Origin of the sequence: Corynebacterium suicordis DSM 45110, from assembly GCF_015351405.1 — a bacterium.
Lineage (GTDB): Bacteria > Actinomycetota > Actinomycetes > Mycobacteriales > Mycobacteriaceae > Corynebacterium > Corynebacterium suicordis.
In genome coordinates this window covers 315035-329269 of record NZ_JADKMY010000002.1, presented here as the reverse complement: position 1 = coordinate 329269, position 14235 = coordinate 315035, and the positions used below count along the sequence as shown (strand labels likewise).

Annotated in this window: 13 protein-coding genes and 3 tRNA genes; 8 read left to right on the top strand and 8 right to left on the bottom strand. The window is 59.1% G+C overall.

Going from position 1 to position 14235, the window contains the following annotated elements; genetic code table 11:
- Window position 1 precedes the first annotated feature (1 nt).
- A complete protein-coding gene (locus tag IRY30_RS07855; RefSeq protein ID WP_309824607.1) occupies window positions 2–1153 on the top strand; it encodes an AbrB family transcriptional regulator in 1152 nt (383 codons plus the stop codon).
- Here the strand turns inward: IRY30_RS07855 and IRY30_RS07850 are convergent, their stop codons facing one another.
- Entirely contained in the window at window positions 1154–2140 is a 987-nt protein-coding gene (locus IRY30_RS07850; protein ID WP_194556860.1) for an LLM class flavin-dependent oxidoreductase, read from the bottom strand.
- A 348-nt stretch (window positions 2141–2488) separates the two neighbouring features.
- Window positions 2489–2564: transfer RNA gene (locus IRY30_RS07845), tRNA-Lys, on the bottom strand.
- A gap of 396 nt (window positions 2565–2960) precedes the next feature.
- On the opposite strand from IRY30_RS07845, the gene IRY30_RS07840 reads away from it, so the two are divergent.
- Window positions 2961–4169 carry a L,D-transpeptidase gene (locus IRY30_RS07840; RefSeq protein WP_194556859.1) on the top strand — a complete coding sequence of 403 codons (1209 nt, stop codon included), beginning with the start codon at window positions 2961–2963 and terminating at the stop codon, window positions 4167–4169.
- Between the two features lie 36 nt (window positions 4170–4205).
- Here the strand turns inward: IRY30_RS07840 and IRY30_RS07835 are convergent, their stop codons facing one another.
- The 4 genes from IRY30_RS07835 to cmrA all read right to left on the bottom strand — a co-directional run bounded on the left by IRY30_RS07835 (window position 4206) and on the right by cmrA (window position 6587).
- The gene (locus IRY30_RS07835; RefSeq protein ID WP_194556858.1) at window positions 4206–4745 is read right to left on the bottom strand and encodes a flavin reductase family protein; all 540 of its coding nucleotides are present in this window, start codon (window positions 4743–4745) and stop codon (window positions 4206–4208) included.
- A gap of 182 nt (window positions 4746–4927) precedes the next feature.
- A tRNA-His gene (locus IRY30_RS07830) sits at window positions 4928–5003 on the bottom strand.
- Window positions 5004–5127: 124 nt separating this feature from the next.
- Entirely contained in the window at window positions 5128–5703 is a 576-nt protein-coding gene (orn, locus tag IRY30_RS07825; RefSeq protein ID WP_194556986.1) for an oligoribonuclease, read from the bottom strand.
- Between the two features lie 53 nt (window positions 5704–5756).
- The gene (cmrA, locus tag IRY30_RS07820) at window positions 5757–6587 is read right to left on the bottom strand and encodes a mycolate reductase (RefSeq protein ID WP_194556857.1); all 831 of its coding nucleotides are present in this window, start codon (window positions 6585–6587) and stop codon (window positions 5757–5759) included.
- A 253-nt stretch (window positions 6588–6840) separates the two neighbouring features.
- On the opposite strand from cmrA, the gene IRY30_RS07815 reads away from it, so the two are divergent.
- Window positions 6841–7230 carry a winged helix-turn-helix transcriptional regulator gene (locus IRY30_RS07815; protein ID WP_194556856.1) on the top strand — a complete coding sequence of 130 codons (390 nt, stop codon included), beginning with the start codon at window positions 6841–6843 and terminating at the stop codon, window positions 7228–7230.
- A gap of 69 nt (window positions 7231–7299) precedes the next feature.
- Here IRY30_RS07815 and IRY30_RS07810 read toward each other — a convergent pair.
- A tRNA-Arg gene (locus IRY30_RS07810) sits at window positions 7300–7372 on the bottom strand.
- 138 nt (window positions 7373–7510) lie between these two features.
- Here IRY30_RS07810 and IRY30_RS07805 point away from each other — a divergent pair.
- From IRY30_RS07805 to IRY30_RS07785, 5 genes are all read left to right on the top strand, one after another.
- Window positions 7511–9766, top strand: a complete 2256-nt coding sequence (locus IRY30_RS07805; RefSeq protein ID WP_374708534.1) for a cytochrome c oxidase assembly protein — start codon at window positions 7511–7513, stop codon at window positions 9764–9766.
- 216 nt (window positions 9767–9982) lie between these two features.
- Window positions 9983–10522, top strand: a complete 540-nt coding sequence (locus IRY30_RS07800; RefSeq protein WP_194556855.1) for a single-stranded DNA-binding protein — start codon at window positions 9983–9985, stop codon at window positions 10520–10522.
- 113 nt (window positions 10523–10635) lie between these two features.
- Complete coding sequence (gene ettA, locus IRY30_RS07795; protein WP_194556854.1) at window positions 10636–12306, top strand: energy-dependent translational throttle protein EttA; 1671 nt, start codon at window positions 10636–10638, stop codon at window positions 12304–12306.
- A 190-nt stretch (window positions 12307–12496) separates the two neighbouring features.
- Window positions 12497–12979 carry an acyl-CoA thioesterase gene (locus IRY30_RS07790; protein WP_194556853.1) on the top strand — a complete coding sequence of 161 codons (483 nt, stop codon included), beginning with the start codon at window positions 12497–12499 and terminating at the stop codon, window positions 12977–12979.
- 72 nt (window positions 12980–13051) lie between these two features.
- On the top strand, window positions 13052–13750 hold the full coding sequence (locus IRY30_RS07785) for a hypothetical protein (protein WP_194556852.1): 699 nt from the start codon (window positions 13052–13054) through the stop codon (window positions 13748–13750).
- 23 nt (window positions 13751–13773) lie between these two features.
- Here the strand turns inward: IRY30_RS07785 and IRY30_RS07780 are convergent, their stop codons facing one another.
- Window positions 13774–14202, bottom strand: coding sequence for a globin (locus IRY30_RS07780; RefSeq protein ID WP_194556851.1), 429 nt, complete (start codon window positions 14200–14202; stop codon window positions 13774–13776).
- Window positions 14203–14235: the final 33 nt, after the last annotated feature.

Here is a 14235-nt window from a genome sequence, read left to right as displayed (position 1 = left end):
AGTGAGCTCACCGCTCACCAGCACACCCCGGAGTACCGATAAGGTATCCGGGGTTATTGGCCGTTGGGGCACCATTGCGCTGTTGATTGCGGTGGCCGTGGCCGGTGGCGTGTGGGGCACTGCGGTTGGGGTTCCTGCCGCGTGGATCTTCAGTTTCCTTCTGGTGTTCGGCGCGTATGCCATCTTGGGCGACCGCCAGGTCCAGCCCCCGAAAAAGACCATGATCCCCGCGCAGGTGATTATCTCCCTGCTGTGCGCCGCCCCCTTGGCCACCGTGGGGTTGTCCTCCGCGGCGAGCTACGCGGGCGCCGTGGTGGCTTCTTTGGTCACCACTTTCGCCGTGTGCGCGCTGGGCGCGTGGCTCCTGGTTCGTTTCCGTGGGGTCACCCCGGCCACCTCAATCCTCTCCGTGATGGCGGGCGGGGCCAGCGCCATGGTGATGTTGGCTCGCGAGATTGACGACGCCGACATGCGCTTTACCACCCTCACCCAATACCTTCGCTTGTCCATCGTGGTGCTCACCCTGCCGGCGATGGTGCACTTGCTGGCAGGCGCGGAAGGGATGGGGGATTCTGGGTCGGGCTCTGGCGGGGGATCGGCGGGCGAAGCTTGGTGGCACACCAGTTGGGAACCAGTAATTGGGGTCTTGGTCACGATCGCCGCAGTGTGGGCATTTACGCGCTTGACTGGGCGCTGGTTCACCATCTCTTCGCCATATCTGCTGCTGGCCGTGGCCTTCGCGGTGATCGCGCATTTGCTGGGCGCGCCGGATGCGTTCCTGCAGCCCGATGGACTGGTGGTGAATGCCGCGTATGCGCTCATCGGTATTCAGGCTGGGGGCACGCTCACCAAGTCTGCACTGCGGCATTTTGCCGGAGCGTTGCCCATCATCGTGGGCGTGGTGGTGCTGATGATCCTGAGCTCGCTGGGCGTGGCGCTCGCTATTAGCGCGGCCACGGATCTGCGCGTGCTGGATGCCTACCTGGCCACCGTCCCCGGTGGCATCTACGCGGTGCTCGCCTTTGCCCACGAGGCAGATTCAGACCCCGTGGTGACAGTGGTGCAGGTCATGCGGATGATTGCCATGCTCGTGGTGGGGGCGTACGCACCGCAGATTATTGAGTGGTTGCGTCGAGAAAGAAAAGAAAACTAACTAGTTCCAGGCCTGGGCCAGCAGCTCCATCGCGCGCAGGGACTGCTCGGTCGAGGTGGAGTTCAGCGCGATCATGAGCTCATCGGCCTGGGCGAGTTCGGCGAAATCCTGTAGGTAAGTGCGGACCTGATCCGGGGTGCCGGTGGCCCAGTATTGGAGCATGCCCAGGATCTGCTGGCCCGCAGGGGAATCGACGAGCATGTCGAGTTCCTCTTCGGAGAGGGTGCGGCCACGGCCTGCCATTGCGCGGACACGGGCGCGCTTGACCTTATCGGCCTGCTTGGCGGCTTCTTCCTCGGTATCGGCGACAGTCACGTTCACCGCGGCGATCACGTACGGCTCCGGGTGGCGGGCGGAAGGACGGTAATTCTCGCGGTACACGCGCACGGCCTGCTCCAAGGCAGCGGGGGCGAAGTGCGAAGCGAAGGAATAAGGCAGACCCAGGTGAGCCGCCAACTGCGCGCCGAACAGAGAAGACCCGAGGATGTAGAGGGGAACATTGGTGTTCTTACCGGGGGTCGCCTCCACACCGGGGATGAGGGATTCATTGCTGAAGTAACCCGCGAGTTCCTGCACGTCCTGTGGGAAGCGCTCCGCAGCAGAAGGCTCGCGACGCAATGCGCGAACAGTCATCTGGTCAGTACCGGGCGCGCGGCCCAGGCCGAGGTCAATGCGGCCAGGGTGGATCTCCGCGAGGGTGCCGAACTGCTCCGCGATCACCAGTGGTGAGTGGTTGGGGAGCATCACTCCGCCCGCGCCGAGGTTAATGGATTCGGTGTTGGCAGCCACGTGCGCAATCAGTACTGCGGGGGCAGCGCTGGCGATGGACTTCATATTGTGATGCTCGGCATACCAAATGCGCTTATATCCCAGCTTCTCCGCCAGCTGCGCCCACTGGACGCTGCGGGCGAAGGCATCCGCTGGGCGCTCATCGCCGTAAACGGTGGCGAAATCGATGAGGGATAGGGGCATTTTCGGATTGCTCATACTCTCTACAATGCCTGCGGCGCGGTTTACATTCCATTGGGGTGTTGTGTGACTGGTTGGTTGGGTGGCGGGTTGGGCTTGGTGTGGTTTCGCGGGTCTGGATTGTTCTGCGGTGCGTGACTTCGGGCAAATGTCGCACTCCCGCCACTTTTTGCACATTCGGATTTTGCGACCTGCGGTTATGCAGAGCAGCAATGCAAAAAGTGGCGGGAATGCGACATTGAGCTGCGGGGGAAGCCTCGCGGGCATCATTTCGGCACTACTCCAGCGCCATTTCGGCCTGAATATTGATGCCGCATACGCAAAACCCCCACCGAGGTAATCCCGGTGGGGGTGATGTTTCCAAACTGGTGGGCTAACAGGGACTCGAACCCCGAACCCGCTGATTAAGAGTCAGCTGCTCTGCCAGTTGAGCTATTAGCCCAGTTCTTCACGTGCTGCATTCGAGACACAGAGTGTTCGTTCGCAACGAAGAGAAACTATATATGCACTCCGCGTTCTCGCCAAATCGCCTGTTCAGGCGCGTCTCACAGGTATGGCCGAGCACTCAAGATCGACCAAGCACCGCATCCGCACGAGTGGCCAAACAACCGCCAAATAGCTACCGACCAACCGTGTAACGAACCCGAAACCAACCCCAAACCAACCCGAAAACCCGCCTGAGAGTTTGCTCAGAAACTCCAAGATAACAGTTGGGTTTCGGTTTGCGATTCCGTAAGGGGTTTTGTCTTGCGCCCGAGTATGGTCACTAGGAGTGAAAGATTCGGTGACTGCGAATCTATGCGTTTAGCTGCGCAACTACATGAATTTTTGGAGAGTAATGCGTTTTTTCACCACCACTTCGGCTGCGCGGAATGGGCGTAGTGCGGCCGCGATCCTGGCTACCGCGGGTCTTGCTTTCAGCCTTGCTGCTTGCACCATCGATACCAATGACAACACCACTGAATCCACCACCACGGAGAGCAAGCCTGAGGACTCGAAGAAGTCCTCCGAAATCACCGTGAACGTGAAGGATGGCGATACCGCAGCGTCTGTCGGAGATCTCCTCACCGTTTCCTCCGGGGAGAAGCTGGAAAACGTCTCGCTCGTCAACGATGCCGGCCTTGAGGTCGAAGGCAAGAAGTCAGAGGACGGCAAGAAGTGGGTGGCCAGGCAAAAGCTGGGCTATGGTCGCTCCTACACGCTGACCGCCAGCACCAAGGATGACAAGCTGAACTCCACCTTCACCACGGAAGTTCCAGCAGGTCAGACCAATGCGTCACTCTCACCACTGGATGGCTCCACCGTGGGAACCGGGCAATCGGTCAGCTTCCAGTTCGATACTCCCATCACGGATCGCCAGGCCGTGGAGGATCTCATCTCCATCGAGACCACCCCAAAGGTGGAAGGCGCTTTCTACTGGATCTCCAATCAAGCCCTGCGCTGGCGCCCAGAAAATTACTGGGAGCCAGGCACGAAGGTCAGCGTGAAGGCCGATTTGTACGGTCATGACCTCGGCGGGGGAGTGTACGGCGAGGTCGACCGCTCCGCGAACTTCACCATTGGTGATTCAATGCATGGCGTGGTGGACGATAACAAGAAGACCATGACCGTCTACAAGAACGGTGCGGTCATCAAGACCATCCCGGTTTCCCTGGGTCATGACGGTGGCCGCTGGTCCACCCCTAACGGCATCTATCAGGTGGGTGACCAGCATGAACGCCTCACCATGGATTCCAATACCTTCGGTTTCTCGGAAGCTCAGGGCGGTTATGTGACGGACGTGAACTACGCCACCCAGCTGAGCTACTCGGGCATCTACGTGCATGGCGCACCGTGGGCGAGCTGGGCGCTGGGGAACACCAACCAGTCCCACGGCTGCGTGAATGCCAGCGAGGCTGATGCTCAGTGGGTCCTGCAAAACTTCAAGCGCGGCGACACCATCGAGATCAAGAACACCACCGGCGAAACCCTCAGCGGCAACGATGGCCTCGGCGATTGGAACATCGACTGGAAGACCTGGAAGGCCGGCAACGCTGACGCGGTGTAGTTCTTCTCGTCTCGTTCAAGCCTTCATGCTGGGCGGTTAGGCCTGCGGATTTTCTTCTTTTTCCGACGCCAACCGCTCAGCATTTCGCATGCTGAAGAAATTGTGACCCTGGAATAGCAATGCGGATTCCGTGGTGGGTGTGGATACTTCCAGCACCTCAGCGGCCACCAGTGTGGCCGCGCCTGAACAGGCAGTATCGGAGATCTGCACGCGCATGGTGGCCCGGGCATCAGGCAGGTGTGGCTCGCTAGCCTCGGTGAAAATCCAGCCTTGGGCTTCGGAGAATCTCTCCTCTGCGGTGGTGGAGAAGGCTGCGGCGAGATGAGCATGGGCGTCGGAAAGAAAATGAATCAAAAGGGATTCGGCGCGCAACAATTTTTCGGCCGAGCCGGTGTCCTTCATGAAGGAAAAACTCACGGCCAGGGGAGAAAGGGAGAGGGAGGACACGGAGGTGGCGGTGATGCCCACCGGTTGGCCGTCGACCAACGCGGTGATGAGGGTGACGCCCGCTGGGTGACCGCGGAAGACATCGCGAAACGTCTCCTCGAGGTGGTGCTGCTGCGGGTGATTCGCCAAGATAACTCCCTGTGTGCGGGCGGACGGGTTGTTTCTCTTCAGCGTACTCGGCGCCAGGACGGCTCCCGGAGGGCACCGGGGGCTTGGGAAAACCGGGGGCTTGAGAAAACCGGGGCATAGCAAAAGCGGCGCCCATCTGGCGAGGAATACTCGCAGAAGAACGCCGCTTCACAAGAAAACTTTGGGGTGACTGACGGGACTCGAACCCGCGACACCCAGGATCACAACCTGGTGCTCTACCAGCTGAACTACAGTCACCATTGCCATTGAAATTGGGTTGGTATAACACCAACCGCTGTTCAAGCAGCGAAGTTCATGTTAGACCACGGCTGCGCGCAATCCAAAAAACTGGGATATGCGGGGGTTATTCTCCAGCGGACGCTTAATCCACCGGGAAATCCTGGGCCACCTTGGTGGCAGCGGTCTTGATGGATTCTGCATCGGGAGATTCGCTGACGAACAGTGCTTCGCGGTAAAACGCCAGCTCACGAATGGATTCGCGGATATCCGCGAGAGCCCGGTGCGCCATGCCCTTCTCCGGCTGGCCATTGTAAATCCGGGGATGCCACCGGCGGGCCAGCTCTTTGATGCTGGAGACATCGATCATGCGGTAGTGCAGGAATCCATCCAGGTCAGGCATGTAACGGGTGATAAACGTGCGGTCGGTGGCAATGGAATTTCCAGCCAGGGGAGCCATGCCGGACACCGGCACGTACTTCTTGAGGTATTCCACCACCTGGGCTTCCGCATCCTGCAGGGAGATCTTCGACTCGCGGATCTGCTCAGTCAGGCCAGAGCTGTTGTGCATCTTGGTGACGAAATCATCCATCTCCGCCAGCTCTTCTTCCGACGCATGAATAACCAGGTCAATGCCTTCATCGAGGGGATTGAGGTTGGCATCGGTAACAATGACGGCGATTTCCACCAACACGTGACGATCCGGATCCAGCCCGGTCATCTCACAATCTGCCCAGACGATGCGATCCTGCTTGGAAATTTGGTTCGGGGTGCTCACTTTTTTGCTGCCTCCTCGGCTGCCATCTTGGAATAGAACTTGCCCATGATCGGCGCGGTGACGCGGCGAGGTGTGTAGGTGGAGACGAAGTTCATCACCTTGGACAGTGGGCCGGGAACCACGCGGAGCTTGCCCTTGGCCAGGGCGTTGAGGGTGTCCACCGCGCAGCTTTCGTAGGTGGTCCAGAGGAAATCTGGGACGGCATCGTCCACCTCGGTGAGATTGTCGGATTCCTTGCGCTCTTCGCGGACGGGGCCGGGAGCCAGCAAGGTGCAGGTCACGCCCGCGGGCTTGAGCTCATAGTGCAGCGCCTCGGTGAAGGTGTTCACCATGGCCTTGGTGCCCACGTAGGTGGCGTTGCCCGGGATGGCCATGTTGCCGGCTGCAGAGCCAACGTTGACGATTCCACCCTCGCCGCGGGCCACCATTCCAGGGATCACTGCAGCGGTGAGCTCGAACAGCGCGGTGGCGTTCAGTTCGAACTGGGCGCGCTCGTATTCATAATCCAAATCAATGAAATTGCCGAAGGTGGCGATGCCCGCAGAGTTGATGATGATGTGCACGTCGGTGCGCTTGAGCTCCTGGATGAACCCGGTGCGCGCCTCCACATTGGCCAGATCCACGGAGCGTACCTGCACATCGACGTTGGGAAGTTGAGCCGCGATCTCTTCCATGGGCCCGGCTGAACGGGCCACGACGATGAGGTTATGGCCCCGCTTACCCAATTCCAGGGCAAGCGCGCGGCCAATTCCGGAAGATGCGCCGGTTATGACCGCATAGCTATTCGCGCTGGGTGCGGGAATCTCCGGGGTGTTTGGTTCAGTCATGGCTCGTACTCCTAAAAAATGGCTGATGCGTCTGATTTAACTGAGGCTAGTTCTTAGCCCAAATATTTCTCCCCCACGTTACCGCGCCTGGGGACCGCTTTGAGTGAGAGCGGGGAGAGTGTGGAGGAGCGCGTGGGCTGGGCGTGGGCTGGGCGTGGACTGGGCCTAGACTGCGCGTGGACCGCCGAGAAGAATTTTGGGAAAGTATGAGATTCGTCAACTAAATACGGGTTCAGTTGATAACCTTTCCTCTATGAAAGCATTTGTAGATCCGGATCTGAGCGGCGGGATCATCACTCCTAGTGCGCTCACTCAGGGTCCGCTGAATTCGGGATCGGCCACCCGATCCTTCACGGCGCAGAACCTGCTGAAGGAGATTGCAGACCGCTGGGTGGTGCTCATCCTCATGTCCGTGGCTGATGGGGGAAAGCGGTACGGAGAGATCCAAGCCATGGTGGAAGGCATCTCCCAGAAGGTGCTGTCCCAGCGCCTCGCGATGCTCACCCGATTGGGAATGCTGACTAGAACCTCACATCCCGAGACTCCACCGCGGGTGGTCTACGCGCTCACGGAAATGGGGGAATCTGCGGTGCCTTCGGCTCGCGCACTGATGAATTGGGTGGAGGAGCAGGCCGCTCAATAGGTCAGCTCAACGAAATTGCTGAGCGAGGAGCTTGGCACTCCGCGCGTAACCCCGCCCCTTTGAAAATTGTGCCCCCGGCAGGAATCGAACCCGCGGCACGTGGGGTAGAAACCCACTGCTCTATCCACTGAGCTACGGAGGCTGCAATCGCACTGTTTCCCGTCACATTCCCGTTGCACAAACACGCTGGATTGAGCGGTCGAACCGGTAGGCGATACCCATAAAGTATGCCACGCCACACGAAGGTGGAATACATCGGGTGGAGCGGTACGGTAAGACTATGCCTGATCAGAGCCCCAACCCGGCAGAAACCCATACGCCAGCGGATACGCAGCAGGACGCGCGTGGCTTGGCGTCGAAAAAAGGGCAGGAAGCTGCCCAAAAATCAGCGCAGCAACCGCCCGAAAACGCGCCTGAGATCAAGCGCGGCTCGGCGAAAATGTCCTCGCCAGCGCTGGTCTATATCTTGGCGGTGCTCACGGCAGGGATCGTGGGCGGGATCATCGGTTTCTCCTTCACGGGGGAATCGCTCGCGGTGTTGGGCATCCCCGATCCTGGCGAGGTCACCACGTTCGGCCTGCCGCTGATCCGATCAATGGGCACGTTTCTGGCATGCGTGGGCGTGGGCGGGTTCCTGATGTCCGCGTTCGGCACGCCCCCGCGGAAGGATGGCTACCTGGACTTAGATGGCTTCCGGGCGGCGCGCACGGGTACGTGGAGCATGTTCCTCTGGGCAGTGTGCGCGGTGATGATGATCCCGCTGAGTCTTTCCGATGTATCCGGTTCGCCACTGCGGGAATCTATTCAGATTGAATACTGGGGCGTGGCGCTGGAGCAGGTTTCCGCAGCTAAGGCGTGGCAGTGGGTGGCGATATTCGCACTCGTGGCGTCGATCTCCTCGTTGTTTACACGGCGTTGGATCTGGCAGCCTGTTTTCCTCGCGCTGTCCATCGTGTCTCTGATTCCCATTGCCCTGGAGGGGCACTCCGCCAGCGGTGGTAATCACGATTTCGGTGTGAACTCGCTGCTCTGGCACATCATTCTCTCCGCACTGTGGGTGGGTGGGCTCCTGGCCCTCATCGCTCATGCGAAGCGTCGCGGCCCACACCTGCCGCTGCTGGTGAAGCGCTACAGTTTCCTCGCTTTGTGCGCCATCATCGGTGTGGCGGTTTCTGGTCTCATCAATGCATCACTGCGCGTGAAGTTCTCCGAGTGGTTCACCACCAATTACGGATTGGTTGTCACCACCAAGGCCGTATTGTTGCTGGCCCTGGCTGGGTTTGGCTGGTGGCATCGCAAGCGGATCATTCCCACCTTGGAAAAGTTGGCTGGCCCCAATGGCGAGTCCACCGCGGAGCAACGTGGTCCGTTCGTGCGCGTGGCAGTGGTGGAGCTACTGGTCATGGCGGCCACGATCGGCGTGGCGATTTCCCTGTCCCGCATCCCGCCACCGCTGCAGGAACAGCTGGATCTCACGCGCCAGGATGTGCTGCTTGGTTACACCCTGACCGAGCCGCCGAGCCTGCTGGTCTATCTCACGCACTGGCGCTTTGACCTGGTGTTTGGCACCGGCGCCATCCTGCTGCAAGCCATCTACATGTGGGCATATTTCACGCTGCGCAAGCGGGAGATTGAGTGGCCCATCTCGCGTCTGCTGTGGTGGACCGGCGGCAACCTCATCCTCTTCCTCTCCACCAGCTCCGGCCTGGGCATGTACGCGATGGCCATGTTCGGGCCGCACATGTTGCAGCACATGTTGCTCTCTATGGCAGTCCCCATTTTCTGGGTGTTGGGTGGCCCGATGACCATCCTCCTGCGCGCATTGCCCACCGCAGGCCGCAATGGCGTACCGGGACCGCGCGAGTGGCTGGTGGTGTTCATCAACAACCCCGTGTCCCGCTTCCTGACCCACCCCGTGGTGGCAGGCGTGCAGTTCGCGGTCGGTTTCTACTACCTCTACCTCTCGAATCTGTTCGATGTGATGGCCTCCGAGCACGCGGGGCACCTGTTCATGATGATTCACTTCATCATTTCGGGTTACCTGTTCTACTGGGTGATCATTGGTGTGGACGCCGCCCCTCGCCAACTCTCGCACTTCACCACCATGCTCACCCTGCTCGCGGTGACTGCTTTCCACGCGTGGTTTGGCATCGCGATGATGCAGATGAGCGTGCCTCTGAACCAGGAGTTCTACCAGTCCCTGGATCTGCCGTTCCCCGTGGATCTGCTGCATCAGCAGTTGGTCGGCGGCGGTGTGGCCTGGGCAATCGGTGAGCTTCCCCTGATCATCGTCACCATCGCGCACGGTGTGCAGTGGGCGCGTTCAGACAAGCGGGAGTCCGAGCGGCACGACCGCAAGGAGGAGCGCACCGGCGAGCAGGATCTGCAGGCATATAACCGCATGCTGGCGGGCTTGGCCTCTGGCGAATCCGATTCTTCCGCCCACGATTACTACGAGTCCGATTACCACAAGGACGACGTCTCCGGTGCCTTCCATTCGGAACGTTACAAGCGCCGGCAGCAGCATCGCCACTAGCGGTTTTCTTCTTTTTCCCCGACGCCAAACTGCGTATCTCCCGCTGTCAATCCCTCTCGTTCAAGCCTGTGGATAACCCGAGCTTCCTCGCGGTTAGCTCCACAGGCTTTACCTTTGCAGCCCGTTGATGCTGCTGGGGGCATGAAAAGGTGGATGACATTCGGTTCGAGGACAAGCCTTGGGCGAATGACAATCTAGGGGCGGGGAGGCCACATCATGAGTATGGATCAGGCACAAATGTTCATCGCGGGGCGCATTGCCAGCGATCCGAAGTGGAAGCAGGTCGGGGAAAACTCACACGTGGTGGAGTTCCGCGTGGCCACGAACCACAGCTACAAGGACAGGGATGGCGAGTGGAAGGACGGCGATAGCTCCTTCTTCCAGGTTCAGTGTTGGGATCGTCTGGGGCAAAACGTCTTCGCTTCCCTGCACAAGGGGTATCCGGTGATTGCCTATGGTCGGATGGTGCAGTCTTCTTGGACGGTGACCGATCATCTGGGCAGGGAGGAGACCCGCAGTATTCTTCGCCTGCGGGCATCCTATGTGGGGCCGGATTTGAACCAGCGGGAAGTGACCGTGCTGGCAGATAAGGCGAAGCGGGCACAGGAAGCTCAGCAATCAAGTCAGCAGACAATCCAGCAGCCGGATGAGGATTCTTACCCGGAAGCTCTTCGTAGCTCAGCGCCCGTAGAGGGCGATGGCAGGGAACTGTCCGTAAATCAGGATGTCTTTGCGGGTGCTGTCGCTGGCCAGTAGGAGCAGATTAAGCGTAATCCTCTCGGCAAACGTGTGAACTAGGGAGGCGCAGGTTAAGGACGTACACTGTTGAAGGGAAATTCATGTACGTCGAAAGGTAAGAAGAGTTCACCGTGGGCGAGTTCATTTACACAATGAAGAACGTGCGCAAAGCGCACGGCGATAAGGTCATTCTCGATAACGTCACCATGGCGTTTTATCCTGGCGCCAAGATTGGCGTGGTGGGACCAAATGGTGCGGGTAAGTCTTCGATTCTGAAGATCATGGCGGGAATTGATCAGCCGTCCAACGGTGAATCCTTCCTCGACCCGGGCGCTTCCGTGGGCATCCTGCTGCAGGAGCCCCCGTTGAATGAAGAGAAGAACGTTCGCGAGAACGTCGAAGAGGGCATGGGCGAGATCTTCCAGATCCGCCAGCGTTATGAGGCCATCGCGGAAGAAATGGCCACTAACTACACCGATGAGCTCATGGAAGAAATGACTGAGCTGCAGGAAAAGATCGATGCCGCAGATGCCTGGGAACTGGATTCCAAGGTTGAGCAGGCCATGGATGCCCTGCGCTGTCCTCCACCGGAGGAGAGCGTTACTCAGCTCTCCGGTGGTGAGCGTCGTCGCGTTGCGCTGGCCAAGCTGCTGTTGAGCGAGCCCGATCTTCTGCTTCTCGATGAGCCAACTAACCACCTGGATGCGGAATCCGTGCTCTGGCTGGAGCAGCACCTGGCTAAATACCCAGGTGCCGTCTTGGCCGTGACACACGACCGTTACTTCCTGGATCACGTGGCCAGCTGGATCTGTGAGGTGGACCGCGGAAAGCTCTACCCATACGAGGGCAACTACTCCACCTACCTGGAGACCAAGCAGAAGCGCTTGGAGGTTGCAGGCAAGAAGGATCAGAAGCTGCAGAAGCGTCTGAAGGAAGAGCTGGCTTGGGTGCGCTCCGGTGCTAAGGCTCGTCAGGCCAAGAACAAGGCTCGTTTGGATCGCTATGAAGAAATGGCGGCCGAGGCAGAGCAGTTCAAGAAGCTAGATTTCGAAGAAATCCAGATCCCCACCCCTCCACGCTTGGGTAACCAGGTTGTGGAAGCCAAGGGTCTGGTCAAGGGCTTCGGCGATCGCGTTCTGATCAAGGACCTCTCGTTCACCCTGCCCCGTAACGGCATCGTGGGAGTCATCGGCCCCAACGGTGTGGGTAAGACCACCCTGTTCAAGACCATCGTGGGCTTGGAAGATCCGGATGCTGGCGAGGTGAAGGTGGGCTCCACCGTTCAGCTGAGCTACGTGGATCAGAACCGTGCGAACATTGATCCGGAAAAGACCGTGTGGGAAGTAGTTTCCGATGGTCTGGACTACATCGTGGTGGGGCAAAATGAAATGCCATCACGTGCGTACCTTTCCGCGTTCGGATTCAAGGGACCAGATCAGCAGAAGCCTTCCAAGGTGCTGTCCGGTGGTGAGCGCAACCGCCTCAACCTGGCACTGACCTTGAAGCAGGGTGGCAACCTGATCCTGCTGGATGAGCCAACAAACGACCTGGACGTGGAAACCCTCGGTTCTTTGGAGAATGCTCTGGAGAAGTTCCCGGGCTGCGCCGTGGTGATTTCTCACGATCGTTGGTTCCTGGATCGAACCTGTACCCACATTTTGGCGTGGGAAGGCAATGTTGCAGAAGGCCAGTGGTACTGGTTCGAAGGCAACTTCGAGGATTATGAAAAGAACAAGATCGAGCGTTTGGGCCCAGATGCCGCGCGCCCATCTCGGGTTACTCACCGTAGGTTGACCCGCTAACTTTTCGCCCGTTTTTCTCGTCAAACCCCCGAAACGCTTATGCGTTTTCCGGGGTTTTGCCGTGTAATGCCGGTGGGATCGGTTACTATTTTGTAACAAAATAATATCCTGAAGGATAGTATCAACGGTGTTCCGCGAGACGGCGAAGCACGCAGTAGGACATGCAGTAGGAAAGGACAATGGTTCAACCATGCCATTTATCAAGCACGAAGAGACCGGTGCCAGATGGCACACCTGCCACCGCGAACTGCGGTGGACAGATTTCGACCAGTACCAGCACGTGAATAACGCAAAGTACCTGGAATTCGCGCAAGATGCCCGCATGGTTTTCCTGCGAGATGTGCTCACTGAGATGGATATCGCTGTCCCACCGTTCTTTGTTCGTCACACCACCATCGATTACCCGCGCCCGCTCTCCCCAGGGGAGAACGAAGTAGCCGTGCGAACCTTCGTGACTCAGGTGGGCACGAAGTCCTGCGTGATGCGCCAAGAGTGCCGGGATTCCAACTCCAACGTGGTCTGCACCGTGGACACCGTCATGGTTGGCGTGGACATGATGACTGGCAAGTCCCGTGCGTGGTCTGAGGAAGACATCAAGAACCTCAACCTGTTCTTCATCCCCGTGGAAGAGGATGAGCAAAACGCGGACGACATCGAAGGTGAAGTCGCCTAAAACGCTCGATCTACGAGTGGCAACAGTTGGGCTTCGCGGGGTCAGCGGGGGAGAAGTCCTACACTGGGAACTATGACTGCGCAGCTCAACATTCCCGTCTCATCCACCCCGCAAGATGCCAAGAGCATCGAGGGGGCATTGCAGCGCACCGCGTCGATCGCGCGAAGGGCACTGTCCATGGATCCCGATGCGCTCATCCGCTTCCGCCCTTCAGCCGTAGAAGGTGCCACGGATGTATTCATCTCCACTCCCTTGCACTGCGTGGTTTCCCAGAGGATCGCCGGAACGGTGACCGAGGAGACCGTAGCAATGGCGCGCGAGATCGCGCCTAAGTTGGATACCGCCAGCCCAGGAGAACAGCTGGATCTGGGAATGAGCATGGACTTCATGTGGGCAGGCACTCTGCCGCCACTGGAGGGATTCCAGGTGGTTGATAAGATCCCCGCTGAGGAAGTTCGCAATGCTCACGCCACGATGGGCAAGGAGAATGCCGATGCCTCCGCTCCGGGAGGGATCGCTCGTTCGCTGCTGGAGCAAGAGGTGGTGGAGGTGACGTCGGAAGAAAACGACGAGCGCGTGGCACTCACCGGCAGGCACCTGGCCGCATTGGGCGGTTTGGGCGTGATTGCTAAGCCCACCGCACCAGAACTGAGCAAGTTCGATCTGCTGCGGGTGTCCGTGACCGCTTCGTGGATCCGTATCGACGCCCTCTACGGCACCGTTTACTCGCCACGGCCAGGTGGCCTAGCGCGCGTGCCATCGCCACGCTAGGAGATTAGCGCTAGACGGCTGAGTCAGGCCTGGGGAGGATTTTCCGTCAGGGGCAGCCCATGCTCGGTGGGGGTTTCCGTGTTGATCAACATGTTGGCCACCCGCACCATGTGGTCCCACATGGCAGCGCGGTATTCATCGGGCAGTTGCTCGCTGCTCAGCGTGGACATCGCGTTACCCATCAGTTCCAGCCAACGATCGCGCGCGGCCTCATCAATGGTGAAGGCCGCGTGGCGCATGCGCAGGCGAGGATGGCCACGCTTCTCGTTGAACTCTTGCGGGCCGCCCCAATATTGCACCAAGAACCAGCGCAGGCGATCTTCCGCACCCTTGAAATCTTGGTTGGGGTACATCGGGCCGAGGATGTCATCCTCCGGAACCTGCTTGTAGAACTCGTGAACAATGGTCCGGAAGGTTTCCTCGCCTCCGACAGCATCGTAGAAGTTACTCATCGTTGAATCCTCCTAAGATTCGAGCCTCAACAT

Coding starts and splice junctions, on each gene's coding strand:
- IRY30_RS07805 (WP_374708534.1), top strand. CDS start 7,511: ATGCCTGATCAGAGCCCCAACCCGGCAGAAACCCATACGCCAGCGGAT.
- IRY30_RS07790 (WP_194556853.1), top strand. CDS start 12,497: ATGCCATTTATCAAGCACGAAGAGACCGGTGCCAGATGGCACACCTGC.
- IRY30_RS07800 (WP_194556855.1), top strand. CDS start 9,983: ATGAGTATGGATCAGGCACAAATGTTCATCGCGGGGCGCATTGCCAGC.
- IRY30_RS07840 (WP_194556859.1), top strand. CDS start 2,961: ATGCGTTTTTTCACCACCACTTCGGCTGCGCGGAATGGGCGTAGTGCG.
- IRY30_RS07815 (WP_194556856.1), top strand. CDS start 6,841: ATGAAAGCATTTGTAGATCCGGATCTGAGCGGCGGGATCATCACTCCT.
- cmrA (WP_194556857.1), bottom strand. CDS start 6,587: ATGACTGAACCAAACACCCCGGAGATTCCCGCACCCAGCGCGAATAGC.
- IRY30_RS07785 (WP_194556852.1), top strand. CDS start 13,052: ATGACTGCGCAGCTCAACATTCCCGTCTCATCCACCCCGCAAGATGCC.
- IRY30_RS07780 (WP_194556851.1), bottom strand. CDS start 14,202: ATGAGTAACTTCTACGATGCTGTCGGAGGCGAGGAAACCTTCCGGACC.
- orn (WP_194556986.1), bottom strand. CDS start 5,703: ATGACCGGGCTGGATCCGGATCGTCACGTGTTGGTGGAAATCGCCGTC.
- IRY30_RS07850 (WP_194556860.1), bottom strand. CDS start 2,140: ATGAGCAATCCGAAAATGCCCCTATCCCTCATCGATTTCGCCACCGTT.